The sequence below is a fragment of the Novosphingobium sp. HII-3 genome (genome assembly GCF_002916655.1).
GTDB classification, from domain to species: domain Bacteria; phylum Pseudomonadota; class Alphaproteobacteria; order Sphingomonadales; family Sphingomonadaceae; genus Novosphingobium; species Novosphingobium panipatense.
Genome location: NZ_PPSM01000007.1, coordinates 15,198 through 41,062, shown reverse-complemented (window position 1 = coordinate 41,062; position 25,865 = coordinate 15,198). Strand labels below are relative to the sequence as shown.

General features: G+C 65.6%; 29 protein-coding genes, 2 tRNA genes and 1 riboswitch. Of the genes, 13 read left to right on the top strand and 18 right to left on the bottom strand.

The window, feature by feature from the left end; translation table 11 throughout:
• Positions 1-10: 10 nt before the first annotated feature.
• Positions 11-121, bottom strand: a riboswitch (TPP riboswitch).
• Between the two features lie 43 nt (positions 122-164).
• Both C2R25_RS01785 and C2R25_RS01780 read left to right on the top strand, forming a co-directional pair.
• Positions 165-785, top strand: coding sequence for an SOS response-associated peptidase family protein (locus tag C2R25_RS01785; RefSeq protein ID WP_103727589.1), 621 nt, complete (start codon positions 165-167; stop codon positions 783-785).
• Between the two features lie 57 nt (positions 786-842).
• Entirely contained in the window at positions 843-1,433 is a 591-nt protein-coding gene (locus tag C2R25_RS01780; protein WP_103727588.1) for a uracil-DNA glycosylase family protein, read from the top strand.
• Here C2R25_RS01780 and creD read toward each other — a convergent pair.
• The 3 genes from creD to C2R25_RS01765 form a co-directional block, all read right to left on the bottom strand.
• Positions 1,430-2,881 (bottom strand): cell envelope integrity protein CreD, encoded by a 1,452-nt coding sequence (gene creD / locus C2R25_RS01775; protein ID WP_103727587.1) that lies wholly within the window; start codon positions 2,879-2,881, stop codon positions 1,430-1,432. The genes C2R25_RS01780 and creD overlap by 4 nt on opposite strands.
• Before the next feature lie 84 nt (positions 2,882-2,965).
• Complete coding sequence (locus C2R25_RS01770) at positions 2,966-3,811, bottom strand: MipA/OmpV family protein (RefSeq protein ID WP_233203712.1); 846 nt, start codon at positions 3,809-3,811, stop codon at positions 2,966-2,968.
• A 92-nt stretch (positions 3,812-3,903) separates the two neighbouring features.
• A complete protein-coding gene (locus tag C2R25_RS01765) occupies positions 3,904-4,464 on the bottom strand; it encodes a GNAT family N-acetyltransferase (protein WP_103727627.1) in 561 nt (186 codons plus the stop codon).
• A 74-nt stretch (positions 4,465-4,538) separates the two neighbouring features.
• Here C2R25_RS01765 and crtY point away from each other — a divergent pair, with 74 nt between their 5' ends.
• The 6 genes from crtY (at position 4,539) to C2R25_RS01735 (ending at position 9,507) form a co-directional block, all read left to right on the top strand.
• On the top strand, positions 4,539-5,738 hold the full coding sequence (gene crtY / locus C2R25_RS01760; RefSeq protein ID WP_103727585.1) for a lycopene beta-cyclase CrtY: 1,200 nt from the start codon (positions 4,539-4,541) through the stop codon (positions 5,736-5,738).
• Positions 5,735-7,213 carry a phytoene desaturase gene (locus tag C2R25_RS01755; protein WP_103727584.1) on the top strand — a complete coding sequence of 493 codons (1,479 nt, stop codon included), beginning with the start codon at positions 5,735-5,737 and terminating at the stop codon, positions 7,211-7,213. The genes crtY and C2R25_RS01755 overlap by 4 nt, the downstream gene beginning before the upstream one ends.
• Positions 7,210-7,647, top strand: a complete 438-nt coding sequence (locus tag C2R25_RS01750; RefSeq protein ID WP_103727583.1) for a hypothetical protein — start codon at positions 7,210-7,212, stop codon at positions 7,645-7,647. Before C2R25_RS01755 ends, C2R25_RS01750 begins: the two co-directional genes overlap by 4 nt.
• A 1-nt stretch (position 7,648) precedes the next feature.
• On the top strand, positions 7,649-8,242 hold the full coding sequence (locus C2R25_RS01745) for a TIGR00730 family Rossman fold protein (protein WP_103727582.1): 594 nt from the start codon (positions 7,649-7,651) through the stop codon (positions 8,240-8,242).
• 67 nt (positions 8,243-8,309) lie between these two features.
• Complete coding sequence (locus tag C2R25_RS01740) at positions 8,310-9,272, top strand: phytoene/squalene synthase family protein (protein ID WP_103727581.1); 963 nt, start codon at positions 8,310-8,312, stop codon at positions 9,270-9,272.
• Between the two features lie 88 nt (positions 9,273-9,360).
• On the top strand, positions 9,361-9,507 hold the full coding sequence (locus C2R25_RS01735) for a lmo0937 family membrane protein (RefSeq protein WP_103727580.1): 147 nt from the start codon (positions 9,361-9,363) through the stop codon (positions 9,505-9,507).
• 19 nt (positions 9,508-9,526) lie between these two features.
• Here the strand turns inward: C2R25_RS01735 and C2R25_RS01730 are convergent, their stop codons facing one another.
• Positions 9,527-10,777, bottom strand: coding sequence for a multidrug effflux MFS transporter (locus C2R25_RS01730; RefSeq protein ID WP_233203711.1), 1,251 nt, complete (start codon positions 10,775-10,777; stop codon positions 9,527-9,529).
• 106 nt (positions 10,778-10,883) lie between these two features.
• Between C2R25_RS01730 and dinB the strand changes: the two genes are divergently transcribed.
• The gene (dinB, locus tag C2R25_RS01725; protein ID WP_103727626.1) at positions 10,884-12,014 is read left to right on the top strand and encodes a DNA polymerase IV; all 1,131 of its coding nucleotides are present in this window, start codon (positions 10,884-10,886) and stop codon (positions 12,012-12,014) included.
• A gap of 271 nt (positions 12,015-12,285) precedes the next feature.
• Here the strand turns inward: dinB and C2R25_RS01720 are convergent, their stop codons facing one another.
• From C2R25_RS01720 to lptB, 3 genes are all read right to left on the bottom strand, one after another.
• Complete coding sequence (locus C2R25_RS01720) at positions 12,286-12,885, bottom strand: energy transducer TonB (protein WP_233203710.1); 600 nt, start codon at positions 12,883-12,885, stop codon at positions 12,286-12,288.
• A gap of 273 nt (positions 12,886-13,158) precedes the next feature.
• Positions 13,159-14,658, bottom strand: a complete 1,500-nt coding sequence (gene rpoN / locus C2R25_RS01715; protein WP_103727577.1) for an RNA polymerase factor sigma-54 — start codon at positions 14,656-14,658, stop codon at positions 13,159-13,161.
• A gap of 110 nt (positions 14,659-14,768) precedes the next feature.
• Positions 14,769-15,566 carry an LPS export ABC transporter ATP-binding protein gene (gene lptB / locus C2R25_RS01710; protein ID WP_103727576.1) on the bottom strand — a complete coding sequence of 266 codons (798 nt, stop codon included), beginning with the start codon at positions 15,564-15,566 and terminating at the stop codon, positions 14,769-14,771.
• Between the two features lie 200 nt (positions 15,567-15,766).
• Here lptB and C2R25_RS01705 point away from each other — a divergent pair, with 200 nt between their 5' ends.
• A complete protein-coding gene (locus C2R25_RS01705) occupies positions 15,767-16,192 on the top strand; it encodes a hypothetical protein (protein WP_103727575.1) in 426 nt (141 codons plus the stop codon).
• A gap of 91 nt (positions 16,193-16,283) precedes the next feature.
• A complete protein-coding gene (locus tag C2R25_RS01700; protein ID WP_103727574.1) occupies positions 16,284-17,630 on the top strand; it encodes a TldD/PmbA family protein in 1,347 nt (448 codons plus the stop codon).
• 129 nt (positions 17,631-17,759) lie between these two features.
• Here C2R25_RS01700 and C2R25_RS01695 read toward each other — a convergent pair.
• From C2R25_RS01695 to C2R25_RS01685, 3 genes are all read right to left on the bottom strand, one after another.
• Positions 17,760-17,834: transfer RNA gene (locus tag C2R25_RS01695), tRNA-Gly, on the bottom strand.
• 101 nt (positions 17,835-17,935) lie between these two features.
• A complete protein-coding gene (locus tag C2R25_RS01690; protein ID WP_103727573.1) occupies positions 17,936-18,280 on the bottom strand; it encodes a hypothetical protein in 345 nt (114 codons plus the stop codon).
• Between the two features lie 114 nt (positions 18,281-18,394).
• Positions 18,395-18,469: transfer RNA gene (locus C2R25_RS01685), tRNA-Gly, on the bottom strand.
• Between the two features lie 211 nt (positions 18,470-18,680).
• Here C2R25_RS01685 and C2R25_RS01680 point away from each other — a divergent pair.
• Both C2R25_RS01680 and C2R25_RS01675 read left to right on the top strand, forming a co-directional pair.
• The gene (locus C2R25_RS01680; RefSeq protein ID WP_103727625.1) at positions 18,681-19,580 is read left to right on the top strand and encodes a tetratricopeptide repeat protein; all 900 of its coding nucleotides are present in this window, start codon (positions 18,681-18,683) and stop codon (positions 19,578-19,580) included.
• Between the two features lie 5 nt (positions 19,581-19,585).
• A complete protein-coding gene (locus tag C2R25_RS01675) occupies positions 19,586-20,194 on the top strand; it encodes an LON peptidase substrate-binding domain-containing protein (RefSeq protein WP_103727572.1) in 609 nt (202 codons plus the stop codon).
• A 9-nt stretch (positions 20,195-20,203) separates the two neighbouring features.
• On the opposite strand, the gene C2R25_RS01670 is transcribed toward C2R25_RS01675, so the two are convergent.
• The 8 genes from C2R25_RS01670 to C2R25_RS01635 form a co-directional block, all read right to left on the bottom strand.
• Complete coding sequence (locus C2R25_RS01670; RefSeq protein ID WP_103727571.1) at positions 20,204-20,878, bottom strand: response regulator transcription factor; 675 nt, start codon at positions 20,876-20,878, stop codon at positions 20,204-20,206.
• A gap of 135 nt (positions 20,879-21,013) precedes the next feature.
• Positions 21,014-21,811, bottom strand: a complete 798-nt coding sequence (locus tag C2R25_RS01665; protein WP_103727570.1) for an IclR family transcriptional regulator — start codon at positions 21,809-21,811, stop codon at positions 21,014-21,016.
• Between the two features lie 7 nt (positions 21,812-21,818).
• Complete coding sequence (locus tag C2R25_RS01660; RefSeq protein WP_103727569.1) at positions 21,819-22,829, bottom strand: LLM class flavin-dependent oxidoreductase; 1,011 nt, start codon at positions 22,827-22,829, stop codon at positions 21,819-21,821.
• Between the two features lie 78 nt (positions 22,830-22,907).
• On the bottom strand, positions 22,908-23,249 hold the full coding sequence (locus tag C2R25_RS01655; RefSeq protein WP_103727568.1) for a YnfA family protein: 342 nt from the start codon (positions 23,247-23,249) through the stop codon (positions 22,908-22,910).
• On the bottom strand, positions 23,249-23,884 hold the full coding sequence (locus C2R25_RS01650) for a MarC family protein (RefSeq protein WP_103727567.1): 636 nt from the start codon (positions 23,882-23,884) through the stop codon (positions 23,249-23,251). The genes C2R25_RS01655 and C2R25_RS01650 overlap by 1 nt, the downstream gene beginning before the upstream one ends.
• Positions 23,885-23,894: 10 nt before the next feature.
• Complete coding sequence (locus C2R25_RS01645) at positions 23,895-24,608, bottom strand: hypothetical protein (protein ID WP_103727566.1); 714 nt, start codon at positions 24,606-24,608, stop codon at positions 23,895-23,897.
• 28 nt (positions 24,609-24,636) lie between these two features.
• A complete protein-coding gene (gene folD, locus C2R25_RS01640) occupies positions 24,637-25,527 on the bottom strand; it encodes a bifunctional methylenetetrahydrofolate dehydrogenase/methenyltetrahydrofolate cyclohydrolase FolD (RefSeq protein ID WP_103727565.1) in 891 nt (296 codons plus the stop codon).
• On the bottom strand, positions 25,527-25,820 hold the full coding sequence (locus C2R25_RS01635; RefSeq protein WP_103727564.1) for a YggT family protein: 294 nt from the start codon (positions 25,818-25,820) through the stop codon (positions 25,527-25,529). Before C2R25_RS01635 ends, folD begins: the two co-directional genes overlap by 1 nt.
• Positions 25,821-25,865: the final 45 nt, after the last annotated feature.

The following is a 25,865-nucleotide window of genomic DNA, read 5'->3' as shown; positions in this document are numbered from 1 at the left end:
ATGGACGGACTTCGACCCGACGCTCCACTTCCTCCGCCCGTACTAACGGGTTCAGGTTCGACGGGTCTTGTGGAGCATACCCACAACTCTCAGCCACTCGCTGGCTCCCCGGGGACGACGTGGAAGATAGACGGCGGCGAAGGCGCGGTCTAGGGGCATAGGCAATGCCGATGCTCTATCGCCTGGACGGCGCCGCTCAGGCCGTTGCCCGCCTTTTCGGAGCCGAGGCCGGTAACGATCCATGGTCGGGCGGGCACGCCGCACCGGGCCAGTTCGCGCCGGTCATCACCGCCGGGCGCGAGGCCGTGGCCGGGCCAAGGCCCCGCGAGCGCACGCCGCGCCGGATGATCCCGCGCCTATGGGGTGTGCCACCGCCACCCTCGGTGCTGGAACAACGCGGCATACTGACGGTGCGCAACCTCGACAGTCCGTTCTGGATCGGCAACTTGCGCAACAGCGAATTCCGCTGCCTCGTCCCCGCAACCGCCTTCATGGAATGGGGCCGCCCTTCGCCGGCTGACGGCAAGCGGCGGCAATGCTGGTTTGCCTGCACCGATCAGCCGGTCTTCGCCATGGCAGCCGTGTGGAAGGACAGCGAGATTCCTTCCTTCGCCCTCCTCTCCTGCCCGGCAAACGCCGCGCTCAAAGCGGAAGGCCGAGACACGATGCCGGTGATCCTGCCCCCCGATCCAGCAGCGCAGGAAATCTGGCTGCGCGGCGCCTGGGACAGGGCGAAGGGTCTGGTGGCGCCCTATTCGTCCTCGCTCATGACTCTGCGCAGCTGACCTTCGCCAAAAGGCTGACAGTTGCCAAAGGCCGGGGCGCGACCCATCTCGCGTGCGATGGCTACCTCTCTCGACAGCCTGCTCGGCGAGATCCGCTCCTGCCGCCTGTGTCAGAACGCGCTCGGCTTCGAGCCTCGTCCCTTCGTTGCCGCCAGCCCCGCCGCGCGGCTCCTCATCATCGGGCAGGCGCCCGGCAGCAAGGTCCACGCCAGCGGCATCGGCTGGAACGACGACAGCGGCGACCGGCTTCGGGACTGGCTGGGGATGGATAAGGCGACGTTCTACGACACGTCCAAGGTGGCGCAGATGCCTTCCGGCTTCTGCTATCCCGGCAAGGCCAGCGGCGGAGACAAGCCGCCCCGCCCCGAATGCGCGCCGCGCTGGCACGCAGCCCTCCTCGCGCAGATGCCGAACATAGGGCTGACCCTGCTGGTCGGCCAGTATGCCCAGAAGCGCTACCTCCCGCGTGGCTTCGCGCCCAACCTGACCGAAGCGGTGCGCCAGTGGCGCGCGGCGCCTGAAGGCCTGTTCCCGCTTCCCCATCCGGCGTGGCGCAGCCGGATCTGGATGGCGAAGCATCCCTGGTTCGAAGCGGACGTCCTGCCCGACCTGCGCCGCCGTGTTGCGCAGGTCCTCGGCACGGATTAGGCCGAAGGTGCGGCTGTGCGGGGCCGCCCGACTGAAACCCAGTCCACCTGCCGCGTCGCGTACATCACGCCTGCGAGTGCGACGAACAGCAGCACCGAACCGATCAGAAGCGACCACGCTTCAAGATTGAGGAGGACGAAAAGCAGCGCGTAGAGCCCGACCAGCAGCGCGCCGATGAAGCGGCCTCGCTTCCAGCTTTTCAGCACAGCGGCACTGTATGCGGTGAGAAGCCCGATCACCGCTGCGCTTGCGAGGATGTACGCGAGCGTGAAGCCGATCACTTCGGCGAAAGCCAGCAGCAGTGCGAAGAACAGCACCAGCGCCGCGCCCGTGAGAAGATACTCCACCGGCGCCACGCGCGCACCGCCCACCACGTCGAACAGGAAGAAGGCGAGGAAAGTGAAGCCGATGAACAGGAACCCGTACTTCACGGAACGATCCACCTTGGAATAGAGGTTGACCGGCTCGACGAGATCGACGTTCACCACCCGCCCCGGAGCGCCGATGACTTCGGGCGCACCGCCGGAAGCCATCCCGCCTGACGCGGCGCTGCGCGTGTCCGTCAGCTCAATCTGTACGCCGTCGTTCCCGCGCACCGGGAAGCCAACATCTTCCATCGCCACGGGCGGTTGGCCCAGAGCGAGCTTGTCGATCCGATAACGCGCGGAAAACCCCGCATCGGAAACTCGCGGCCGGTCCGGCAGGAACGAGCCGGAGAAGCTCGGGCTCGGCCAGCTGGAGGTGACCTCCCACTGCGTCTGCCCGCCGCGAGGGACAAGGCTGATCCCGCCGCTGCCGCGCACTTCCAGCGCATATCCGATGCGAAGCGTGCCGGCACCGTCCCAGGGCAGGAACGCGAAGAAGCCTTGCGCGCCCGACGCGGCGGGGCCCTTGCCGGGCTGCACTTCAAGCGGGCGACCGTTGGCGGTGAGCGATCCGCCGGCGGTAAGGCCGCGCGCATCCGAGGTTCCGACGCGCACCTCCGCGCGCTCCCAGATCAGCCGCTCCCGCGTGACGCCGAAGCGCGCAAGGTCGGCGGGAAGGGTGAAGGTCGCCTTGCCATCAACCCTGGCAGTGAAGAGAACCGACCGGTAGATCGATTTCTGCCGCTCCTGCGGGTCCACGCGGGTCTTCACCCGATTGCTGTCGGGAGAGATGTAGAGCAGCTTCTCCACCTCGGCGACGCGGGTGATCGGTTTTCCATCCACCGTCTCGTTCTGAGTCTGCGTGGTACGAAAGGGCACCACGAGGACCGGGCCGGACAGGATCTGCGGGCCGCCCCATCCGGCGTTGATGGCATTCTGCGCCGTGCGCGACTGGTCCTGCCGATCGTAGACGAGCGCGTAGACCAGCAGCAGCGGAACCATCAGGACGAGGGCGACCAGCCCCACGAACAGCAGTTTCATGCCGGGCGAACGTTCCCGGCGCGGCGTGCTGTCATGCTCCATCAGGTCTCCTGTACTCGTCTGCCCTGTCTCCCGCGATCATGCACGAGCCGTACCCCGGCCGCCACAGATTTGACCCCGGAGCGCTTAGAACGTGTACGCGACGCCCGCCCCGACAAGCCACTGGTTCGCGCTGCCGCGCAGCGACGTGAACGGCGTGTCTTTGCCGTCGTTCAGCATGCGCGAGTAGTTCGCCACGCCGAACAGCGAGAACCCGCCGTCCCGCACGTCGCCCGAAAGGTCGTAGGCGGTCAGCAGCGAAACGTTGGCGCTGTCCCATCCACCCTTGGCGTTGTAGACCGGAAGGCCGCTTGCCGCGCTTTGCCCCGGGGTCACCGAGTAGTAGTAGCGGGCGAAATCGTCGTCCACATGACGCGCGCTGATGGCGAGGACCGCAAAGAGCGCGGGGCTGAGCGGCGTGGCGTAGCTGATCGCGGGTGACCAGGTCATGCCCTTGTAGGCGCCGTTCACGTCCCACTTCACATCCGTCGACAGGGTAAGGGAGTCGTACTCGTGAAGCAGCTTGTACTTGGTCACGCCGGCCGAAGCGCCCAGTTCGATGGCAACGTCCAGCTTCCCAGCGGCGCGCACGACATCGTCCTTGATGCCGCCGTTCCGGTTCGATGCGACCGTGCCGACGGGGCCAAGCGAAAAACCGAAGCCGGAATCGCGATCGTCCGGAATGAAGTCCAGCGCCACGCCGGCCGGGCGGGGGTTGATGTCGATGCCCTTGAAACGCCCCCGCACCAAAGGAACCGGCTGCACGCGATAATCGTCAGAACCGCGGTAGCTTGGCAGATAGATTGCGCCAACGCCGACAGTCAGATGGTCGCCATCGAGAACGTTCTCCTCGGGCGCCTCCTGAGCGGCAAGCGGCATCGACAGCAGCGCAGCGCAAACCGCGAGGAGGCTGGGTGCTAGACGTGAAAGCATGAAGATCCCCTGATTATTTGACAGGGCAACGCATTCGCGCCCCCACGGTTGCGTAAGCCCTGCGACGTATACGTCAGCGCGCAGAAAATATTTCAGCGCGCGGTAACGGCTATAACGGGCGCGCCGTCCGGCGGAGTGTCGTTGCCTTCGCCGAGCCGGCGCTGCATCAGGAACACGTCTATCCACTGCCCGTGCTTCCACCCCGCTGCCGCCAGCGTACCGACCGGCAGAAATCCTGCGCGCGCATGAAGGACGACAGAGGCGGGCTCCGAAGCCGCGATCACGGCGAAGGCCTGCCGGAAACCACGCCGCTCGCATTCGGTCAGCAAGGCTTGAAGCAAGGCGCTGCCGATGCCGCGGCCAAGGCAGTCGTGGCGGACATAGATCGTCGTCTCCACACTGTACCGGTACCCGGCCCGAGGCCCGTAACGCTGCGCAAACCCGAAGGCGAGGACGCGCCCGTTCGCACCCCGGGTTACGAGGAACGGGTAGCCGCCGTCGACCAGATCCACCCTCCGGCGCGCCATCTCGGCGGCGTCAGGCGCTTTGGTTTCGAAGGTCGCAGTGCTTTCCTCCACGTAGTGCGCGAAGATTTCCGCGAGTGCTGCCACGTCCCCCGACGTGGCGTCGCAGATGGTCAATTGCCCGGTCATCATCAGGAACATGCAGCAAAGCGCCGGGACTGCCAAGTTGCAGCAATCGTTCGCAGTGCCTAAACAGCGCGACGATGGACCGATTTTCCGGCAACGATGCCTCGTGTGACCTTGCAATCCTCGGCGGTGGACTTGCCGGAGGACTGATCGCCCTCGCCCTCGCGGCCCGCCGACCCGACGTTCGCGTCAAGATTTTCGAGCAGGGTGAAAGGCTTGGCGGCGATCATGTCTGGTCGTTCTTCGCCAGTGACTTGCCCGAGGGCGGCGAAGCCCTTGTGGCGCCCATGGTGGCGGCACGCTGGGACGGGTATCAGGTGCGTTTCCCCGGCAATCGGCGGGATCTTTCCACGCCTTACCGAAGCGCCACCGGCCCGATGCTGGACAAAGCGGTGCGCGCCGCGCTGCCGGCTGAGCGGATCGTCACCGGCGTGGAGGTCAAGGCGGCGGATTCAGGCGGGGTCACGCTGGCCGACGGCCGCCATTTTCAAGCCGGAGCCGTCATCGACGCGCGCGGGAGCCGAGGCCTGCCACACATGCGCGGGGGCTGGCAGAAGTTTCTCGGCCAGACGCTGCGCCTGTCCGCCCCGCACGGCCTGTCGCGCCCGGTGGTGATGGACGCGACCGTCGCCCAGCTCGACGGCTACCGCTTCGTCTATTGCCTGCCGTTCTCCGAAACCGAAATCTTCGTCGAGGACACGTACTACTCCGATACGCCCGATCTGGACCTGCCCGTCCTGCGCGGTCGCATCGCAGAATATGCCGCTACTTCGGGCTGGGCGGTCGAACAGGTCGCTTACGAGGAAAAAGGCGTCCTGCCCGTCGTCGCAGACGGGGATTTCGGCGCTTTCTGGACTGCGGGCGGCGACCTTCCCCGCGCAGGGACACGGGCGGGGCTCCTTCATCCGCTCACGTCCTACTCGATCCCCGATGCGGTGCGCTTCGCGCTGCTGGTAAGCGGCCTCGACAATCTCTCTGCAGCGGCCCTATCTAGGGCAAGTCATGACCGTGCTATCCAGCACTGGCGCGAAAGGCGCTTTTATCGAATGTTGAGCCGTATGCTATTCGGAGCGGCCGAAGGGCCGGAGCGCTGGCGCATGCTCGCCCGCTTCTACACTTTGCCGGAGGGTCTTATCGAACGGTTCTACGCAAGCCGTTCCACCACCCGAGACATGGCCCGCATCCTGGCGGGCAAGCCGCCTGTGCCGATCGGCGCGGCCCTCGCCAGCCTGACGGGTCGTGGACGCCCGCTGGCCGACCTGGGGGGCCTCTCGTGAAGAAGGCCTGCGTCATCGGTGCCGGCTTCGGCGGCCTCTCTCTCGCCATCCGCCTGCAGAGCGCAGGCATCGCCACCACCCTCGTCGAGGCGCGGGACAAGGTGGGCGGCCGCGCCTACGTCTGGGAGCGGGAGGGCTTTACCTTCGATGCGGGACCGACTGTGGTCACCGATCCCGAATGCCTGCGCGAGCTCTGGGCGCTGTCCGGCAGCGACATGGCCGCCGACGTGACGCTGATGCCGGTGTCGCCCTTCTACCGCCTCAATTGGACGGACGGCGTCACCTTCGACTACTCGAACGACGAAGGCGCGCTGCGCCGGGAGATCGCTCGCGTGGCCCCGGGCGACATCGAGGGTTACGAGGAGTTCGAACGGTATTCCGCTGGCGTCTGGCAGGAGGGGTACGTCAAGCTGGGGCATGAGGCGTTCCTGGACTTCTCAAGCATGCTGAAGGCCGCGCCCGCCCTCGCCCGCTATCAGGCCTGGCGGTCGGTCTACTCGATGGTTTCGCACTTCGTGAAGAACGAGCATCTGCGCGAGGCGCTGTCCTTCCACACGCTGCTCGTCGGCGGCAATCCGATGACGACAAGCGCGATCTACGCCCTGATCCACAAGCTGGAGAAGGACGGCGGCGTGTGGTGGACCAAAGGCGGCACAAACAAGCTGGCGCAGGGCATGGCCGCGCTGTTCGAACGGCTGGGCGGCACGCTGCGCGTCGGGGACAAGGTCCGGCAGATCCACACGATTGGCGACCAGGTCACCGAGGTTGAGTGCGAAAGCGGCTGGCGCGACCGGTTCGACGCGGTCGCCTCCAACGGCGACCTCATGCACACCTACGGCACACTGCTCCGCGACACGCCGCGGGGGCAGCAGATGGCGAAGCGTCTGACGAAGAAGCGCTTTTCGCCGAGCCTCTTCGTGGTTCACTTCGGGGTGGAGGGCACCTGGCCCGGCATTCCCCATCACACCATCCTGTTCGGCCCGCGCTACAAGGGTCTGCTTGACGACATCTTCGAGAACGGCGTGCTGCCGCGCGACTTCTCGATCTACCTGCACCATCCGACCGTCACCGACCCCTCAATGGCGCCCGCGGGCAAGAGCACGTTTTATGCGCTTATTCCGGTCGCGCACATGGGCAAGCTCCCGATCGACTGGGGCGAAGTCGGGCCGATCCTCGAACAGCGGGTCATCGCCGAAGTGGGCCGCCGCCTGATCCCCGATATCGAGGATCGGATCGTCACCCGCTTCCATTACGCACCGCCCAACTTCGTGGAAGACCTTGGCGCGTGGAACGGCAATGCGTTCAGCCTTGAGCCAATCCTGACGCAGAGCGCCTTCTTCCGCGGGCACAACCGCGACGACAAGCTGAGGAACTTCTACCTTGTGGGCGCCGGCACTCACCCCGGCGCAGGCATTCCCGGCGTCGTCGGCAGCGCCAAGGCGACCGCTCGGCTCATGCTGGAGGATCTGCGGTGACCCGGGAGGTCATCGCCCTCAACGCCGCCTGGGCGTGGACGGGTGTGGCCTTTGCGGAGGTGATCGCGCACAGCCTGATGGGGCACATGCTGGTCGTGGATGAAGCAGGCACCTATCACTACGTCGACCCCGATCTTGGCGAGGTCACCGCACTCGGAAACGAGGACGCGGCACGGGCGCACATGGATCGGGCTGAAACAATCGCCATCTGGCGCGCGGATGCTCTTGTCGATGCGGCGGCAAAGCGGCTAGGGCCACCCGCATTGGGCGAAGTCTACAGCCTCACGCCACAGGCCCTCGTCGCCGGTGATTACCGCGAGGAGAACCTGGTGCGGATCGACTTTGTCCGCCTCATCCAGATCACGGGCGAGATCGCCCGGCAAACGCGTGACCTTCCCGAAGGCGCGCTGGTGAACATCAAGGTAGTTGACTGACATGAAGCGTCTCGCCGTCTATTGCGGCTCCGCCACTCCCGCCGATCCCCGCTACGTCCAGCTTGCCGCGAATGTCGGCACTGCCCTTGCCCGCCAGGGCATCGGCGTCGTCTACGGCGGTGGTCGCCTCGGCCTCATGGGCGCCGTAGCCGGAGCCGCCCTGGCCGCCGGTGGCGAATGCATCGGCGTGATCCCCGAAGCCCTTGTAGGCGGCAACGGTCGCGGCGGCGAAGTGGCCAACTACGACTGCGAATTGACGATCGTGAAGACCATGCACGAACGCAAGGCCGCCTTCACCGACCTGTCGGACGGCTTCCTTGTCCTGCCCGGCGGCGTCGGCACCATGGACGAGCTGTGGGAAGCGGTGAGCTGGTCTCAGCTGGGCTACCACAGCAAGCCGGTGGGCATCCTGAATGCTTTCGGGTTCTACGACGGGCTGCTGCAGTTCAACCGCCACATGGCCGAAGTCGGCTTCGTCCGCCCCGCCCACCAAGGCATCATCATGGCGGAAACCGAGCTCGATCCCTTGCTGAAGCGCATGCGCGCCTACGAACCGATCGTGCCGATCGTCAGCATGGACCCGCACACGCTGTGATCCTCATGCGCTTCGACAGGGTTCCCCAGGGAACAGCGTCCGCGATAATAGCGGAGCCTATCGGGGCATGACGAAGGCCGAACGGAACCGCGCCGCGCTCGTCATCGCGGCGCACGATTCCATTCGCAAGGGCTCTCGCAGCTTTGCCGCCGCCAGCCGCCTTTTCGATCGCACCACGCGCGAGAGAGTCTGGCTGCTTTACGCCTGGTGCCGCGCCTGCGACGACATCGCGGACGATCAGGACCACGGCGGCGCCTCGCTCGGAGATCATGGCCGTAGCCTTCGCCCGGAAGCGCGGCTCGCCACGATCCGCAGCCTGACCGACCTCGCGGTGGCGGGGGAGAATACCGGCCATGCCGCCTTCGACGCCCTGGGGCAGCTCATGCGCGAAACGCCCATCAGCCGCGCCATGGTGGATGACGTACTCGCCGGTTTCGCCCTCGACGCAGCGGACTGGCGCCCGCGCACCGAAGCTGACATGCTGCGCTACTGCTTCCACGTCGCCGGGGCCGTGGGCGTCATGATGGCCGCCGTCATGGGCGTAGCGGCCGACGATGACGACACGCTCGACCGCGCCTGCGACCTCGGCCTCGCCTTTCAGCTGGCCAACATCGTGCGCGACGTGTCGGAGGATGACGCCAATGGCCGCTGCTATCTCCCGATGGAGTGGCTGGCGGAAGCCGATATTCCGCCGGGTGAGGTAACGAAGCCGCACTACCGCCATGCGCTGGTCCCGCTGGTCGCCCGCGCTTGCGCACTGGCGCGCGAGTACGAAGTCTCCGCGCGGTTCGGTACGAGCCGCCTGATGTTCCGCCAGCGCTGGGCGGTGCTCGCCGCCGCTGGCATCTACGGCGGCATCGCGCGGGAGGTCGAACGCCTTGGTGCTCACGCCTGGGATCACCGGGTGAGCACCAGCCGATGGCAAAAACTGCGCCTGATCGGCACAGCTTTTGCCGAGGCCCGCCGCCCTCCCCATGCTGCCGGCAAGCCGACGCCATCGCGGCGCGAACTTGCGGCCATGGCGCGCTGAGACATCCCGCTTACAATGCCGAAATAAAAGTGGGAGCCTGTGTCAGCGGCAGGTGTTTCTCCTGAAACAAATCTCAGGAGAAGCGCCCATGCTGTTCACCATTGCTGCCATACTCTTCGTGCTCTGGCTGCTGGGTCTGGTGGTCTTCAATGTCTCCAGCGCCGTCATTCACGTGCTGCTGGTGCTGGCCATCATCGTCGGTCTCGTCCAGCTCTTCCGCGGCCGCCGAGTCTAGTTCTTCGCTGCAAGGCGCCTTACTGCCCGACGGGCGGGGGCGCCTTGCGATAGTATTCGGGCGGGTTGATCCGGCGGAACAGCCGTCCCCGCTCCGAATAGAGCACGAGCGCCAACGCGCCCGTGCCGCAGATGACCATGGCCGCCATGATCGGGCGCGCGGTCCCGTCGTAAGCCTGACCGATCAAGGCGCCGAGCGTCGCCCCCAGCACCATCCGAACGAACGCCATGACCGAGGCAGCCGCCCCTGCGATGCGGGCGAACGGCTGAAGCGAGATCGACTGGAAGTTGGAGCCGATGAAGCTCATCATACACATCGACAAGGTCATGAGCGGCAGGAACGTCCACAAGCCCTCGCCACGCAGCGCCAGCAGGAAGTGGACGGCGCCGATGACGATGTAGCCCAAAAGGGCGGCGTGAGACACGCGGCGGGCGCCGAAGCGCTCGACGATGCGGGCGTTGGCGAAATTGGTGGAGGCCATGACCAGCGCCATGCCGCCGAACAGCAGCGGGAACATGGTCCCGGCTCCGAAATGCTCGCCCAGAAGCTGTTGTGCGCTGTTGATGTAGCCGAACAGCGCGCCCTGAACCAGCGCGGCGCCGAGGAAGTAGCCGATGGCAGCGCGCTCCTTGAGCGCCACGGCCATGTTTCCTGCGATGACCTTGGCGCGGACCGGCTGGCGATAGTCCTCATGGAGGGTTTCGGGAAGCCGGACCCAGGCCCACACGAAGATCACACCGGCAATCGCGCCCATGATCCCGAAGATCCAGCGCCACCCCGCAAAGAGCAGCACCGACTGACCCAGCATCGGTGCGATCATGGGCACTACCATGAACGTCATGGCTATCATCGACTGGCTGCGCGCCATCCGATCCCCCTCGAACCGGTCGCGAAGGATGGTCATGGGCATGACGACCATGGCGGATGTGACGAATCCCATTACCCCACGCGCAATCAGCAGGAGCTCGAAGCTGGCGGCAAAGGCACACACCAGCGAAAGGACAACGTAGGTCGTGATCGCCGCCAGCACGACGGGGCGCCTGCCGAAGCGGTCAGCGATGGCTCCCGGGAACAACGACCCCAGACCCGAGCAGATCAGGAAGACGCCGACGATGAGCTGCCGCTGGTTGGGATCCGCCACCTGAAGGTCCGCGCTGATCGTGCCGAGCGCCGGAAGCATCACGTCGATCGCCAGGGCCTGCAGCGCCTGAAAGGCAGCCATCATGGCCACAAACTCGAACTCCCCCATGGGAAAGTTCTGATCACGCATGGTTGGGGACTTCATGGGCAAGCGAATGCCGCAGATGCACCCCCGGTTCCAGCTAAAACACGAACCGGGTGGCGGAAATATCATCAACGGCTTTATAGAAATCCGCATGTCACCGCAGCATGATCACCGTTCCGGGCCGGCTGAGGACGAAGAGGCCGATGGCCTGCGCAAGATCATCCATGTCGACATGGACGCCTTCTACGCCAGCGTCGAGCAGCGAGACGATCCCTCCCTGCGGGGGTTACCGGTTGCGGTCGGCGGCACGTCGGGGCGCGGGGTGGTGGCGGCCGCCAGCTACGAGGCGCGGCGCTTCGGCGTTCGCTCCGCCATGCCCTCGGTGCGGGCCCTCAGGCTCTGTCCGGACCTCATCTTCCGCAAGCCCCGGTTCGACGTCTACCGCGAGGTGAGCCAGCAAATCCGCGCCATCTTCCTCGACTACACGCCGCACGTGGAGCCGCTGTCGCTGGATGAAGCCTATCTGGATGTCACTGCCGACCTGAAGGGGATCGGCTCGGCCACTCGCATCGCCAAGGAAATCCGGCATCGGATCAAGGCGGACACCCGGCTGACTGCCAGCGCCGGCGTGTCGTACAACAAGTTCCTCGCCAAGCTCGCAAGCGACCAGAACAAGCCGGACGGCCTCTGCGTGATCCGACCGGGTGAAGGTGCAGCCTTCGTGGCCGGCCTGCCGGTTCGGCGCTTCCACGGCGTCGGGCCACGCGGCGCGGAGAAGATGGCCCGACTCGGCATCGAGACCGGTGCGGACCTTGCCGCGAGGGACCTCGCCTTCCTGCGGACCCATTTCGGCAGCTTGGCAGAGTACCTGTTCCGCGCGGCACGCGGCGTCGACCTGCGACAGGTCCGCGCCGACCGCCCGCGCAAATCCGTCGGCGGCGAGCGCACCTTCGGAGAGAACATCGTCGATCCCGGGGCTCTGCGGGAGACCATGGACCACATCGTCGATGTCGTCTGGGAGCGGATCGAGCGGTCCGGCGCGCGTGGCCGAACGATCACCTTGAAATTGCGCTATGCGGATTTCCAGACTCTCACCCGCGCCCGGTCGCTTTCGCACCCTGTCACGGACAAGCACGAATTCGCCACCCTCGGTCACGCGTTGTTGCAGGACCAGTTGCCTCTGCCGCAGCCCGTCCGGCTGATGGGACTGACACTTTCCGGCTTGGAACAGCGGCCAAATGACACCGCATCGGAGGCAAGTGGCCAGTTGCCCCTGCTCTGACCAAAAAGGGCGGCCCGCTTGCGGACCGCCCTGTATTGGGGACACGATAGTAGAACCCGGGCAGGCGGATCAGGTTCCCGAGCCGCGTGCAAAATCTGCCCGCCTTCAAGAAGAAAGCCCTTCCCGGCCATGTCTTTGGGGGGCAGGCCGGGAAGGACAGTCGCATCCCCATTTCTGCGGATGCGGTCAGTTATGGGGGCGGCCGGGGCGGTCCACTGGTTGGCGGAACGGACCGCGACCCGGCCGGGCAGCCCGAAGGCCGCCAAGTGCGTCAGTCGACTGGAATAACCCAGCGAATGCTTCCGTCGTAAACCCCGGTTACGCGCAGGCCCGCAGTGTCGGTGGCCGGTTCGAAGCGCGCGCGCCGCGTGACATGGCGGCACGTAGCGGCATCAAGCCCGGGATGACCACTTGTTCGCGTGATGCTGCAATCCCGCACGCGTCCGGTGACGTCGATCGACAGTCGGAAACCGACCGTGCCGGTATTGCCTGCCCGCACGTCTGCAGTGGGATAGTCTTCCGTCGTCACCCAGCGTGCAACGTCCCCGCGCGGCCGTGCCTTAGCGGCGACAAAGCGGGACGCAGGCTCGCTCGTGGCCACCGCGGGCGTCGCGGGTTCGCGACTGATCTCGCTCAGTGCAGTGGTCGGAAGCGGATCGATGATGACACCGTCCTGCGGAAGTTCAGGCACGAGGTCTATGCGCGGCTTGGGGATAACCGGCGTCGTGACCGGCACCACAGACTGCGCTTCCGGTTCCCGTGTCGGTTCGACTGGCGGCGTGACGGGCGCAGTGGGGAAGAACTGGCTAGGCAGGTTTCTTGGTTTTTCGGTCTCGAAGAATGTGACAGCCAGCCCGTTTACAATCGCCACCGCCAAGGCACCTTGAACAACGGCAACCGCTGCACCGGTCAACGCCTTGCGTTTACTCCCGGAACTCCCATCGACAAAAGACATGGGCATCCTCTCCATTTTTTTGGGGCCCGATCTAGCAGCTTACCGCAAGTCAAGCGCCCTTTATGGACGGCAAGATAACACAAGATCGCTGCTTGGAAATGACTATTTACTAAGCGCGACAACCTTTTATTCGCAGCTTGTTTATCATTGCCTTCCTAAGTTCGCGCTGCATTGCAACACGGGGAAGAGCTACCGCACGCTGGCGAGCGCCTTCTGACGGCGCCGCTGCACCGAACTTCCAAGACCGATTGCCTCACGGTACTTGGCTACCGTCCGGCGGGCGAGCTCGAAGCCCTTGTTCTTTAACAGTTCCACAAGAGCATCGTCCGAAAGAATCGCCTTGGGATCCTCGGCATCGATGAGTTGCCGGATCGCCGCCTTGACCGCTTCTGCCGAAGCGCCCCCCTCCCCCTCCGCAGATCCGACGCCGGAGCTGAAGAAGAACTTCAGCTCGAAGGTGCCGCGCGGACACATGAGGAACTTGTTCGAAGTCACGCGGCTCACTGTCGATTCGTGCATTCCGATGGCTTCGGCAACCGAGCGCAGCGTCAGGGGACGCAGGTGCGACACTCCCTTGCGGAAGAAGCCCTCCTGCTGCTTGACCAGTTCAGCCGCCACCTTGAGGATCGTCTTCTGCCGCTGGTCCAGCGCCTTGATCAGCCAATTGGCATCCGCCAGCTTCTCGGACAGCCAGGCCCGAGCAGCCTTGTCGTCGCACTCACCCCTGAGTTCGACGTAATAGCCGCGATTGACGACGAGGCGCGGCAGCGTAGCCTGGTTCAATGCGATGTCCCAGCCGCCATCGGCGCGGGCCGTCACGAGGATATCCGGCGTGATGGCAGCGCCCGGCTCGCCGCCGAAGCGCAGGCCCGGCTTCGGATCGTAGCCGCGCAGTTCGGCCAGCATGTCAGCGAAGTCCTCGTCATCGACCCGGCAGATGCGCTTCAACCGTGTCAGGTCGCCCCGTGCCAGCAGGTCGAGGTTGTCGATCAGCTTCGCCATCAGGGGATCGTAGCGATCCGCCTCACGCGCCTGAAGCGCGATGCATTCGGACAGGTCACGCGCGCCGATGCCCGTAGGATCGAGCGACTGTACAAGCTGCAGCGCCTCCTCGACGCCGCTCTCGTCGATGCCAAGATCTCCAGCCAGTTCCCGCACGCTGGCGCACAGGTAGCCGGCTTCATCCAACTGGCCGATGATGTAGCGGGCCACGTCTTCCACCCGTCGGTCGCCACACACCGCGCCGATCTGCGCCTCGAGATGTTCGGCCAGAGTGCCGCCCTGGACCGCTCTTTCCTCAAACCCCGGCGTGTCCTCTCCCCCGAGCCCAATGTCACTGCCCCAACTGGCGTCCCCGCGTGCAGCACCGTCACCGGTGTCGCGGTCATGGTCCAGCGCGGAGGCGTCGATGTCGAGGGGGCGGTCGTCAGCGGCGCGTCCTTCGCCGATCAGGCGATCGACTCCGGAGGTTTCAAGAGCGGTGCTGCGAAGATCGGACGCCACATCCACCGCATCGGTGGATGCTCCCCCTGCAGCCACGTCAAGCAGCGGATTGCCGTCGAGCGCCTCACCAATGAACGCTTCGACTTCGAGGTTTGACAGCGCCAGCAGCTTGATCGCCTGCTGGAGCTGCGGCGTCATCACCAGCGACTGGCTTTGCCTGAGATCCAGGCGTGGCCCCAGAGCCATCCCTCAGCAGTCCGGGATGAACCGATCCCTCGTCAGGCCCGGATCACGCGAAGCGGGATGACACGCATCGGCCCCCGTCCGTTCCCAGCCTGCCGAAGGGCCTTCCAGATTCACAGGGTGAAACCCTCACCCAGATAGAGCCGTCGCACGTTCTCGTCCGCCACAAGCGCTTCCGGGCTACCGGCGAACAGCACCTGGCCGCCGTAGATGATGCAGGCGCGATCGACGATGTCGAGTGTCTCGCGCACGTTGTGATCGGTGATGAGCACGCCGATGCCGCGCGTCTTAAGATCCCTCACGAGATCCCGGATGTCGGAGATCGAAAGCGGATCGATGCCGGCGAAAGGTTCGTCGAGCAGCATGATCGAAGGCTTGGCCGCCAGCGCGCGCGCAATCTCGCAGCGACGGCGCTCACCGCCGGAAAGGGCCATCGCCGGGCTGGAGCGCAGCCGTGTCAGGCCGAATTCGTCCAGCAGCCGGTCCAGTTCGGCCGCCCGCACGTGCTTGTCCGGCTCGTTCAGTTCGAGCACCGCGCCGATGTTCTGCTCGACCGTCATCCCGCGAAAGATCGAGGTTTCCTGCGGCAGATAGCCAAGGCCCAGGATCGCGCGCCGATACATCGGCAGCCGCGTGACGTCGACGCCGTCCATCAGGATGCGGCCCGAGTCCGGCCGCACCAGGCCCATGATCGAATAGAAGCAGGTCGTCTTGCCCGCGCCGTTAGGCCCCAGCAGGCCGAGCACTTCACCCTTCGCCACGGAAAGCGAAATGTCAGTGAGGACCGCGCGCTTGTCGTAGCTCTTGGCAATCGAGATTACCTCAAGCCCGCCGTTTTGCGCCAGGAGCGCGGAAGCGATAGCCCCGGTCGAGCCGGTGGCGGTGGGGTCCTGCGAGATATCGGCCGTCATCGCGCGGGGCTTACCGCAGGGAGGCAGCGCGCGGCAAGACGGCATTTGCAATACCGTCAGGCCCCTGGCAGGTTTCGTGCATGACCGCGCAGGCGACCGGGCGCGTGCCGCCAGCGCGAAGGGCCATTGGAACTGAACTTGTCATAAAGGCCTTTCAGTGATGTACTGGAACAGTCGCAGCGACGAGGAGAACCGCCCTCATGAACCGCCTTTCACACCCCCCAGCGCACCAGGAGGTGCGAGGTTCCAGCGCCCGCGCCGCGCCGACGTTCTCCCCGGAAGAGCAGGTTGCGCCCACGGGAGACTGGCGGCGCAAGATGAGCGACAACATCGCCTACGCGCTGCTCACTTACACCGCCCTCCAGATCTTCGTCACCATAAGCGCGCTCAAGACCCATGGCGGATCGCTGCTGCCCTACTTCGCGCTTGTGGTTCTGGTCATGGCCATCATCCCGGCCTGCCGCCGCTTCGAGGCCCGCTGGAAGCAGCTGGACGACGAAGGAGCGCATGACCCCGCGCTTGCGCCCTTCTACAAGCGCGACCGGCTTGCGCTCTGGCTTCTGGCGATCGGCCTTCCCTTTGCCCTCACCGCCATCTTCAAGGGGCTCTCCCTCGCCTTCGCCTGAAGCGCCGCGCCGCTCCAAACTCCCGTTTGCCCTTCGCCGGCACGGCGACTAGGGCAACGCGCAAGACACGCATCATCGGGAGTTCACAGGCATGCTCAGTCCGGATCAGGCAAAGGATCGGGCTTTCGATCTCGTCGAGCGCGCGCGCAGGGCCGGAGCCGAAGCTGCCGACGCCGTATATGGCGCAAGCTCCTCGGAAGGCATCCAGGTAAGGCTCGGCAAGCTGGAGGACGTGGAGCGGTCGGAGAGCGAACATATCGCACTGCGGGTGTTCATCGGTCAGCGCTCTGCCAGCATCGGATCTTCGGACCTCTCCCCCGCCGCCCTGGACGAACTGGCCGCACGGGCCATCGACATGGCCCGCGCTGCGCCGGAGGATGCATTCGCCGGCCTTGCTCCGCAGGACCGCCTCACCCGCGGCCCTTTCCCCCATCTCGACCTCATCGATACGCACGAACCCTCCCCCGAGGCGCTGCGAGAGGCCGCGCTGGAAGCCGAGGATTCGGCGCGCGCCTTGAAAGGCATCACTAACTCGGACGGCGCCACAGCAAGCTTCGGACACGGGGTCTTCGCGCTTGCGACCAGCCATGGCTTCGCGGGCGCCTACGGTTCGACAAGCCACTCCCTCAGCACATCGGTCGTCAGCGGTGACGGTGCGGAAAAGCAGCGCGACAACGCATGGCGGAGCGCGCACCACTACGCGGACCTGCCCTCGCCCGCCGACATCGGCCGCCTCGCAGGGGAACGAGCGGTGGCGAAACTGGGATCGGGCAAGATGAAGGGCGGCGTCCTGCCGGTCATCTTCGACCCGCGCGTCTCCGGCTCCATCGTCGGGCACCTGCTCGGCGCGATCACGGGCAATGCCATCGCGCGGCGCTCCAGCTTCCTGCTCGACAAGCTGGATGAGCAGATCTTCGCGCCGGGCGTGCTGGTCGTGGATGATCCGCACATGCCGCGCGGCCTGCGCTCCCGGCCCTTCGATGGCGAAGGCCTGGCGACGAGCGCGCGCAACATCATCGAGGATGGCCGCCTGACCGGCTGGCTCCTTGATTCTGCCTCCGCCCGCCAGCTCAACCTTGCGCCCACTGGCCATGCCGCCCGCAATGGAGGCGGTGCGCCAGGCATTTCCGCCGGCAACGTCCACCTTGCGGCGGGGACCGCGACGCCTGCCGAACTGATGGCCGGCATCGCTGACGGCGTCTACGTCACGGAACTGATCGGACAGGGCGTCAATGGCGTGACCGGCGACTACAGCCGGGGTGCCGCCGGTTTCCGTATCGCAGATGGAGAACTGGCCGGCCCGATCGCCGAATTCACCATCGCGGGCAACCTGCTGCGCATGTTCCGCGAGCTGACGCCTGCCAACGACCTTGAATGGCATCGCGCGGTCAACGTGCCCACCCTTCGCATCGATGGCATGACGGTGGCAGGCGACTGAGCTGCACCAGCCGGCCGGGCGCGGACTTCGTCCCGTCCGGCAGCCACTTGAGAGCGACCCGCGAAGCGCAACGCACCATCTGAAAAATGGGCAGGTGGCGTGTTTATAGATGTCGGTTGTAAGGCAAACTGGAGCGGGCGAAGGGATTCGAACCCTCGACCCCAACCTTGGCAAGGTTGTGCTCTACCCCTGAGCTACGCCCGCTCTGGCGTTTGGTGGATCGGCGGCGAAAGCGCCTTCCGATCGGGTGGAGGGGCCACTAGCAGCGGTTCTCACCCTCTGCAAGAGGCGCTTTCACAAAAACTTCAGCGAGACCTGCGTATTCCGAGAATCAAGGTGACACCGCCCAACATGACCAGCACGGCAAAGCCGTCTGCCACCAGATCCGCCATCTCCGCATCGCGATTGAGAGAGGGAATCATCTGCACGACCTCGATCGCGCCTCCCAGGGCGACAAGGGCGAGAGCGATAACCAGCTTGGGCACGCGCGGATGACCGAGCACGGCCAGCACCGCGAGCGTGGCGAAGGCCATCATGTGCTGCAGCTTGTCGCTAGGCGCACCCGGCAGGGTTGGCGGATGCGGGAGCACGGCCATCGTGACGGCCAGGACAAGCGCCAGCCAGAACAGGATTCGGAAGAGGTTCTGCATGCGCGCGACTATCGCGGCGGAATGTGAATGTTTCAAATCGAACTTACCCTCATCGTGCGCCGGAAAACCACGCGCTGACCCCGAAGGGGAAATATGTTCGCGATGAAAGGAAACTGGAGCGGGCGAAGGGATTCGAACCCTCGACCCCAACCTTGGCAAGGTTGTGCTCTACCCCTGAGCTACGCCCGCTCTGGCGCTTCGAAGCCCGCTGCCTAAGCGGCGGGTCCGGGGTGGAGGCGGCCCACTAGCAGCGGTTCAGGGGCGTCGCAAGCGGAAAAAGCAAAGTTTTTTCACTGAGCCGCGAAACCGGCCACAATGGCGCATTCGCCCTTCACAAACGGTGCGGAAGAGCCAATCTATGACCGACATTTCACGAAACGGAGCACGAATCTTGGCCAGCATGGGTCTCAATCTCGACGAGCAGAAGGCAGTTGACCGTTTCCGCAAGGCGGTGGCCGAGCCTTCGATGACCCAGCTCGTGATCCTTGATTTCTGGGCTGAATGGTGCGGCCCCTGCAAGGCGCTCACGCCCATTCTTGAAAAGGTGGCGGCGGAATACGCCGACAAGGGCGTGCTCCTTGCCAAGGTGAACGTCGATGAAGAACAGTTCATTGCCGCGCAGTTTCGAGTACAGTCGATCCCCACGGTCTATGCGATCTTCCAGGGCCAGCCCGTCGCGGACCTGACCAGCGCCCGGACCGAATCGCAGCTGAAGGGAATGCTGGACCAGCTCCTCGCGAAGCTTCCGGTTCAGCCTGCTGGCGAAGACCAGCCCGACCTCGCGCCGCTTATCGCCATGGGCGAGGAAGCGCTTGCCCAGGACGATGGCGAGCGGGCGGCAAGCATCTTCATGCAGATCCTGGAATTGGCGCCGGACAACGGCGAGGTGCTCGCGGGCCTCGTCCGCTCCTTCGTTGCCGCCGGCCGGATCGAGGAGGCTGAGCAGGTTCTGGATTCTCTGGGCGAACCGCTTTCCACCGATCCCCACGTGGAGCGCGCCCGTAACACTCTCGCCCTTGCCAAGGACAAGCCGGAGGATGGGGAACTTGCCGCCCTGCGTGCCGCCGCCGCCGAGCGTCCAGCGGACATGGACGCGCAGTTCGCCTTCGCCGGCGCAGCCTTCGCAGCGGGCGAACGGGATGCTGCCGCTGAAACGCTTCTGCGCATGATCGCCGCCGATCGCGAATGGAACGAGGGCGCGGCACGCGGCAAGCTCCTGCAGATCTTCGAGGCCATCGGCCTGGAGGATCCCTGGGTTTCCGCGACCCGGCGCAAGCTTTCCACGCTGCTGTTCGGCTGACGCGGTTGGCGCGGATCACCATCTTCCCCCTGCCCGGTGCGGTGCTCTATCCCGGATTACAGCTTCCGCTGCACATCTTCGAGCCCCGCTACCGCGCCATGGTGAGCGACGCTCTGGCCCGCGATCGCCGGATCGGAATGATCCAGCCGCGCCGCGCGAACGAAGGCGCCCCGCTGTTTTCCATCGGCTGCCTCGGGCGCATCGGCGATGTGGAGGCACTCGAGGACGGGCGCTTCAACATCATGCTCGAGGGAGAGACGCGGTTTCGTATCCTGCGCGAACTGGACGTGACCACTCCATTTCGACAGGTCGAGGCCGAACTCCTTCAGGATCCGGAAGAAGTGCTCGCGCCCATCGAACGCGCCAGCTTCGAACGGGAGGCCCGCCGGTTCGCCAAGGCACAGGGATACGTGGTTGACTGGGAGCAGGTCGGCCGTCTGGACGACACCTCGCTCATCAATGGCGTCTCGCAGATCGCGCCGTTCGACATCGCTGCCCGGCAGGCCCTGCTGGAAGCTCCCGGTCTCTCCGCCCGCTGCGAACTGCTGGTGCAGCTCATGCAGTTCTTCGGACGCGCCGGAGACGACGACGAGGGCGGCACCACCCTGCAGTAACGGCCCGGCTTACAAGCTGTCGAAGACGTAGCCCAGCGACCGTACGGTCCGCAGTGGGTTGCCGGCACCCGCGCCGCGCAGCGCGCGCCGCAGCCGGCCGATCCAGACATCGACGGTGCGTTCGTCCACCGGCGGCTCCTGCTTGCCCAGAGCGGAGATAAGCTGCGCCCGGCTGAAGACGCGGCCGGGATGTTCGATGAAGTAGCGCAACAGCCGCAGCTCGTTCGGCATCAGCGATATGGGCTTCCCCTTGAAGCGCGCCTGGAACGCCGCCACGTCCACCATCAGGTCGCCCTGGGCGAGAAGGCGGATACCGGTGCTGTCCTGTTCCCCATGTCGCGCGCCCAGGACCCGGTCGAGCAGGGCACCCCGCGCCAGCGGACCCACCATGTAATCGTCCGCCCCTGTCCGCAGCGCGCGCTTCCGATCCTCGAGATTATCCTCCTCCAGCACCATCGTTACATGCGCATGAGACGTCAGGCTGTCTGCCCGCACCCGGCGGCACAGCTCAAGGCCAGACATTTCCGGCAACACCCAGTCGATGAAGATCCAGAGCGCGCCTTCGATCAGCGGCAGTTCGGCAACGTCGGTCCAGGGATGGAAGGCGACGTCGAACTCTCCATGACGGAATGGCGCGTGCCCGCCGGATAATTCGCTTGCAAGCAATATGTCGATCCGCCGCATCGCCCCTCGGCCCGCCCTTCATCTGGTGCTTTCCTGACTGCGGGAACTCTTGCCGCCCCTCTGTGACGGAGCGGTGACAAACAGGCGACAAGACCGTGAAAGGTGCAGATACTTGAGGACGGGTGCCGGGAGGACCTATCGAAAGCCCAGGCTGCGCGAGATCGCCGCGGCTTCTTCCTGCACCATGCGGGCAAGCTCATCGAGGCGCCCGCTCGCCCGCGCCGTGGGTGCGGCAATCACGAGAGCGCCCACGAGCCCCCCGGCCGCGTCGCGCACGACCGCCGCGGTGCCGGTCACCCCTTCCGCCGCCTGATCAACGGTCTGGGCATAGCCATCCGCCCGCGCCTGCTCGACGGCTGCGGACAGCGCTTCGCGGCCAAGCACGGTCCGTGGCGAAAGGCGGGCCGGAACGATGCGCTTGAGATAAGCCTCCACCGCCGCAGGGGAGCATGTCGCCAGCAGAGCCCTGCCGCTGGCGGTGGCATAGAACGGCCGCCGGTCCCCCACCGAAACCGAATAGCGCACCACATTGCGGCTTTCGACGAGGTCCACATAGGTGACCATATCCCCCTCATCGTCCCCCACCGCCAGCAGCACCGTCTCACCGCTTCGGGCAGAAAGGCGGCGCATACCCTCGCGAACGAGGTCGGAGCTCTGCAACCGCCGCCGCGCTTCCATCAGCGCGCTGCCCAGCCCGAAAGCGCCGGGGCCGAGCCGCCAGGCACCTTCCGCGCCGAGCACCAGATCTTCGTCAGCCAGCCCGCGCAGAAGCGCCGCCAGGCTGCTTTTCGGCGTGGCGAGGCGGCGGCTGAGATCCGCCAGCGAAACCGGCTCGTTGCTGGCGCACAGCGCTTCCAGCAGACGGATGACGCGCGTTACCGATTGCGGAGAGCCACCCCGCCGCTCGTCACTCCTACGCTCGCCCTCGCCCAAGCCACCCTCACTTGAAGTGCGGGAGAACGTCCCGCGCGAAGAGGCTCGCATAGGCGAGGAAGCGTTCCGCCGGAAGACCGGGCGGCTTCATCATCGTGAATTGCTCCAACGGCGCCTTGTCCTGAAGGTGCCGGAAATGAGCGACGGCCTCCTGGGGCGTGAGGATCTGGAGGATGCCGCTGCGTTTGAATGCCTCCAGGCTCATCGGCGCCATCGCCAGATCATCCATCCCGATCGCGTTGTCCTCGCTCATCCAGGCGCCGTAGCTGTTGTTCACGTAGTGGAAGTAGGGAGCCAGTTCCTCCAGCGCAGCGGCCTTGTCGTGCGCCACGACCAGCATCAGCCCCTGCAGCCAGATCCGCGCCGCCGCCGGATCCTTGCCGGCCGCCTCCAGCTTCTCCCGGTAAAGGGGCCACATCTCGATATTGCCAAAGTAGCCATCGGCATACCGGGCAACGCGTTCCAGCGCCTTGGGCGCGAACCCGCCGATGTAGAGCGGTATTTGCGAGCGCCCCGACCGGGGGCTTACTCGCCCCCCGGAGAGGGTGAAGAAGGGGCCCCCCCGATCGATGGTTTCGCCTGCCCACAATTGGCGAACGATGTCCAGAAAGGCATCGAAGCGAGCGCCGCGACGGCTGAAATCCAGACCGTGCGCGTCGTATTCTCGGCGCCGGTAGCCAAGGGCGAGGCCCAGTTGCAACCGCCCCTGCGAAAGGATGTCGAGGACGGCGCAATCTTCGGCGAAGCGCAGCGGCTCGTACAAGGGGGCAAGCGCGATCCCGGTGCCCAGCCGCATCCGCCTTGTCCGCGCGGCCATGGCAGCCAGGGTGACAAGCGGAGACGGCATGTAGCCGTCATCGGCAAGATGGTGTTCCGGGACGAAGGCTCCGTCGAAGCCCAGCGCCTCCGTTTCCGCGACAACGTCCAGCGTCTCGGCGTAGAGACCCTCGAACGGTCGTCTCCAGGGTTCCGGATTGCGGAAATCGTACAGGTAGCTGAAGCTCAAACTGCCGGCCATCGCCACTCCTCCCCACGTCGGCCGCACCCTAGACCATGAGCGACGCCCGGCAACGCGCAGGAGCGATCATTGCAGGACTCAGGCCCGGTGCGGTGCCAGCAGGATGACCGCCGCGCCAATCAGGCAAAGGGCCGCGCCCGCCAGATCCCATCGGTCCGGGCGTACGCCCTCGGCAAGCCATAGCCATACGAGCGCCGACGTGATGTAGACGCCGCCGTAGGCGGCATAGGCCCTGCCCGCCTGCGAAGTGTCGACGAGCGTCAGAAGCCAGGCGAAAAGCGCCAGCGAAGCCGCGCCCGGCACAAGCCACCACACGGGTTTGCCCAGGCGCAGCCAGGCCCAGAATGCAAAGCAGCCGGCGATTTCGGCCAGGGCGGCGGAGGCATAGACGGCGCCGGTGAGAAGCGGCGCCGGGATCATCAGGAAAGCAGGGATGCCTTTATGCCGTCGATCACGTACTGGGCAGCAAGCGCGGCGAGCAGTACGCCCAACAGCCGGGTGATGACGGCTTCCACCTTGTCGCCCAGCACCTTCATAAGCGGGCCTGCCGCCGCCAGTGCCGCAAAGGCGAGCGCCATGACGCTTAACATCGCCGCCAGGATCGTAACCATCTGCTGCGTCTCATGCGCACGGCTGGCGAGGAGCATCATCGTCGCGATCGAGCCCGGCCCTGCCAGCATCGGCATGGCCATGGGGAAGACGGACACGTCTTCCACTTCAGGCGTCTCGGCGTTGTGCGCGATGATCTTCTCCGCGCGCTCCTCTCGCCGCTGGGTGCGCTTCTCGAACACCATATCGATCGCGATCATGAAAAGCATGATGCCGCCTGCGATACGGAAGGCATCCAACTCGATATGCAACGCGCCGAGCAACGTCTTGCCGAACAGGGCGAAGACGACGAGAATCGCAGCCGCTATGACGCAGGCTCGCAGCGCCATCGACACGGCCTGTCTTCGGCTTGCGTCGGCGGAGAGGCCCGCATAGATCGGCGCGCAGCCGGGCGGATCGATCACCACGAAGAGGGTAATGAAGGCGCTCAGGAAGAGTTCGTACATCGGCGTGAGCCTAGCTTCCCGGAACGACGTTGTCCTCTACGATTGTGTCGAATTGTGCACCGTTCCACATTTCTATCGCCACTGTCCGAGAATCGTCGCCGCTGCGCACCGTCAGGTGCCAGCGCAGCGTGCCGTCCATCGAAGTGCCCCCCATGAACGTGCGCGCATCGGCCGCAGCGTCGGCAGGAAGGGCATCGGTGCGTGGCGGCGCCGCCTGCGAAGCCCCGCGACATCTGGCGACCTTGGCAGAGAGCATCTCGGGCTCCGGCAACGGCGCGGGCAGGCTGTCGCCATGGTCAAGCACCCAGCGGTACTCTCCCTTCTTCTGCTGTTTCCAGATCGTGGTGAACCAGCCAACCGAGCCGTCCGGCCTCTGCCATGCACCCTTCGTCACCCCGAGCGAGCCGTCGCAGCTCATCCAGACCTCGTGCGGCTGCCACTGGACTGGAGCCGGCGGGTCTTCCTGCCTCTTCAGCCACTCCCGTGCCTCCACTTCCTGAGGCACGAACATGATCGCGGCATCGTCCGCATATTCGCGAAACGCCGTCCACTGTCCCTTTTCCCGCGCCATCCGGGCGAACGCCATCTCGGCGGCGACCAAAGCGCTCGGGTTGGCGGTGCCGGCCCCTGGCGGCAGCGGCGGCCTGCCGCGGGACCGGGCGTCCGCCTGGAGCGGCGCGACAGCGGCCGCCGCCAGCACCAGGCCGAACGCCAGCCGCTTCATCGACCACCCCGCGAGGTCGGAACCACAGTCAGAGCGATCCCTCGTCGAAGGAGAGCCCGGCGTTGCGATGCGCGGCAACGATGGTGTTGCGCAGCAGCACGGCAATGGTCATCGGACCTACACCTCCGGGCACGGGCGTGATGGCGCCCGCCACTTCGCTTGCGGAGGCGAAGTCGACGTCGCCCACGAGCCGGGTCTTGCCCTCTTCGCTTCCCGGCACGCGGTTGATTCCGACGTCAATCACGGTCGCACCCGGCTTCAGCCAATCGCCCTTCACCATCTCGGGACGGCCCACGGCGGCCACCACAATGTCGGCGCGGCGCACCACCTCGGGAAGGTCCCGGGTGCGGCTATGGGCGACCGTCACCGTGCAGCTCTCGGCCAGAAGGAGCTGGGCCATCGGCTTGCCGACGATGTTTGAACGGCCAATCACCACCGCATCCAGGCCGGACAGCGAGCCCAGCCTGTCCTTGAGCAGCATGACGCAGCCCAGCGGCGTGCAGGGCACGAATCCCGGCAGACCGGTGGCGAGGCGGCCGACGTTGACGACGTGGAACCCGTCCACGTCCTTATCGGGGTTGATCGTGGCGATGACCTTCTGCTCGTTCATGTGCGACGGCAGCGGCAACTGGACGAGAATGCCGTCCACGGCCGGGTCGGTGTTCAGCCTCTCGACCACAGCAAGCAGCTCTTCCTCCGACGTGTCGGCCGGCAGCTTGTGTTCGAAGCTCGCCATGCCACAGGCGAGCGTCTGCTTGCCCTTGTTGCGCACGTAGACCTGGCTGGCCGGATCCTCCCCCACCAGCACCACCGCAAGTCCCGGCTTGCGTCCGGTCTTCGCTTCGAAGCCAACGGCAGCCGTCGCCACACGCGCGCGCAGGCCTTCCGCGAAGGCCTTTCCGTCGATGATCTGCGCCATCAGTAGCCAGCCATGGCAAGGTTGCCGAAGATGATCTGGAGGATCTTCAGCCCGATGATCAGCACCATGGGCGAGAAGTCGATCGCGCCGGTATTGGGCATGATGCGCCGGATCGGCTTCAGGAGCGGATCAAGGATGGCGTTGAGGGCCGTGAACACCGCCGCAACGAACTGGTTCTGCGTGTTGACGACGTTGAACGCGATCAGCAGTCCGAGAACGAACTGCACAATGACCACGAAGACGATGATGTCGATCAGGTAGCTGATGATCTGGAAAATGGTGAGGAACAGCAACACCGGCTCCTTGGAGGCTTGAGGCTCCGCCAGCCGCCTCACACG

Bases quoted from the DNA above. Each gene is read 5' to 3' on its own strand.
- C2R25_RS01785 (WP_103727589.1), top strand. From the start codon at position 165: ATGCCGATGCTCTATCGCCTGGACGGCGCCGCTCAGGCCGTTGCCCGC.
- C2R25_RS01780 (WP_103727588.1), top strand. From the start codon at position 843: ATGGCTACCTCTCTCGACAGCCTGCTCGGCGAGATCCGCTCCTGCCGC.
- creD (WP_103727587.1), bottom strand. From the start codon at position 2,881: ATGGAGCATGACAGCACGCCGCGCCGGGAACGTTCGCCCGGCATGAAA.
- C2R25_RS01770 (WP_233203712.1), bottom strand. From the start codon at position 3,811: ATGCTTTCACGTCTAGCACCCAGCCTCCTCGCGGTTTGCGCTGCGCTG.
- C2R25_RS01765 (WP_103727627.1), bottom strand. From the start codon at position 4,464: ATGACCGGGCAATTGACCATCTGCGACGCCACGTCGGGGGACGTGGCA.
- crtY (WP_103727585.1), top strand. From the start codon at position 4,539: ATGGACCGATTTTCCGGCAACGATGCCTCGTGTGACCTTGCAATCCTC.
- C2R25_RS01745 (WP_103727582.1), top strand. From the start codon at position 7,649: ATGAAGCGTCTCGCCGTCTATTGCGGCTCCGCCACTCCCGCCGATCCC.
- C2R25_RS01740 (WP_103727581.1), top strand. From the start codon at position 8,310: ATGACGAAGGCCGAACGGAACCGCGCCGCGCTCGTCATCGCGGCGCAC.
- C2R25_RS01735 (WP_103727580.1), top strand. From the start codon at position 9,361: ATGCTGTTCACCATTGCTGCCATACTCTTCGTGCTCTGGCTGCTGGGT.
- C2R25_RS01730 (WP_233203711.1), bottom strand. From the start codon at position 10,777: ATGCGTGATCAGAACTTTCCCATGGGGGAGTTCGAGTTTGTGGCCATG.
- dinB (WP_103727626.1), top strand. From the start codon at position 10,884: ATGTCACCGCAGCATGATCACCGTTCCGGGCCGGCTGAGGACGAAGAG.
- rpoN (WP_103727577.1), bottom strand. From the start codon at position 14,658: ATGGCTCTGGGGCCACGCCTGGATCTCAGGCAAAGCCAGTCGCTGGTG.
- lptB (WP_103727576.1), bottom strand. From the start codon at position 15,566: ATGACGGCCGATATCTCGCAGGACCCCACCGCCACCGGCTCGACCGGG.
- C2R25_RS01705 (WP_103727575.1), top strand. From the start codon at position 15,767: ATGAACCGCCTTTCACACCCCCCAGCGCACCAGGAGGTGCGAGGTTCC.
- C2R25_RS01700 (WP_103727574.1), top strand. From the start codon at position 16,284: ATGCTCAGTCCGGATCAGGCAAAGGATCGGGCTTTCGATCTCGTCGAG.
- C2R25_RS01690 (WP_103727573.1), bottom strand. From the start codon at position 18,280: ATGCAGAACCTCTTCCGAATCCTGTTCTGGCTGGCGCTTGTCCTGGCC.
- C2R25_RS01680 (WP_103727625.1), top strand. From the start codon at position 18,681: ATGGGTCTCAATCTCGACGAGCAGAAGGCAGTTGACCGTTTCCGCAAG.
- C2R25_RS01670 (WP_103727571.1), bottom strand. From the start codon at position 20,878: ATGCGGCGGATCGACATATTGCTTGCAAGCGAATTATCCGGCGGGCAC.
- C2R25_RS01660 (WP_103727569.1), bottom strand. From the start codon at position 22,829: ATGGCCGGCAGTTTGAGCTTCAGCTACCTGTACGATTTCCGCAATCCG.
- C2R25_RS01655 (WP_103727568.1), bottom strand. From the start codon at position 23,249: ATGATCCCGGCGCCGCTTCTCACCGGCGCCGTCTATGCCTCCGCCGCC.
- C2R25_RS01650 (WP_103727567.1), bottom strand. From the start codon at position 23,884: ATGTACGAACTCTTCCTGAGCGCCTTCATTACCCTCTTCGTGGTGATC.
- C2R25_RS01645 (WP_103727566.1), bottom strand. From the start codon at position 24,608: ATGAAGCGGCTGGCGTTCGGCCTGGTGCTGGCGGCGGCCGCTGTCGCG.
- folD (WP_103727565.1), bottom strand. From the start codon at position 25,527: ATGGCGCAGATCATCGACGGAAAGGCCTTCGCGGAAGGCCTGCGCGCG.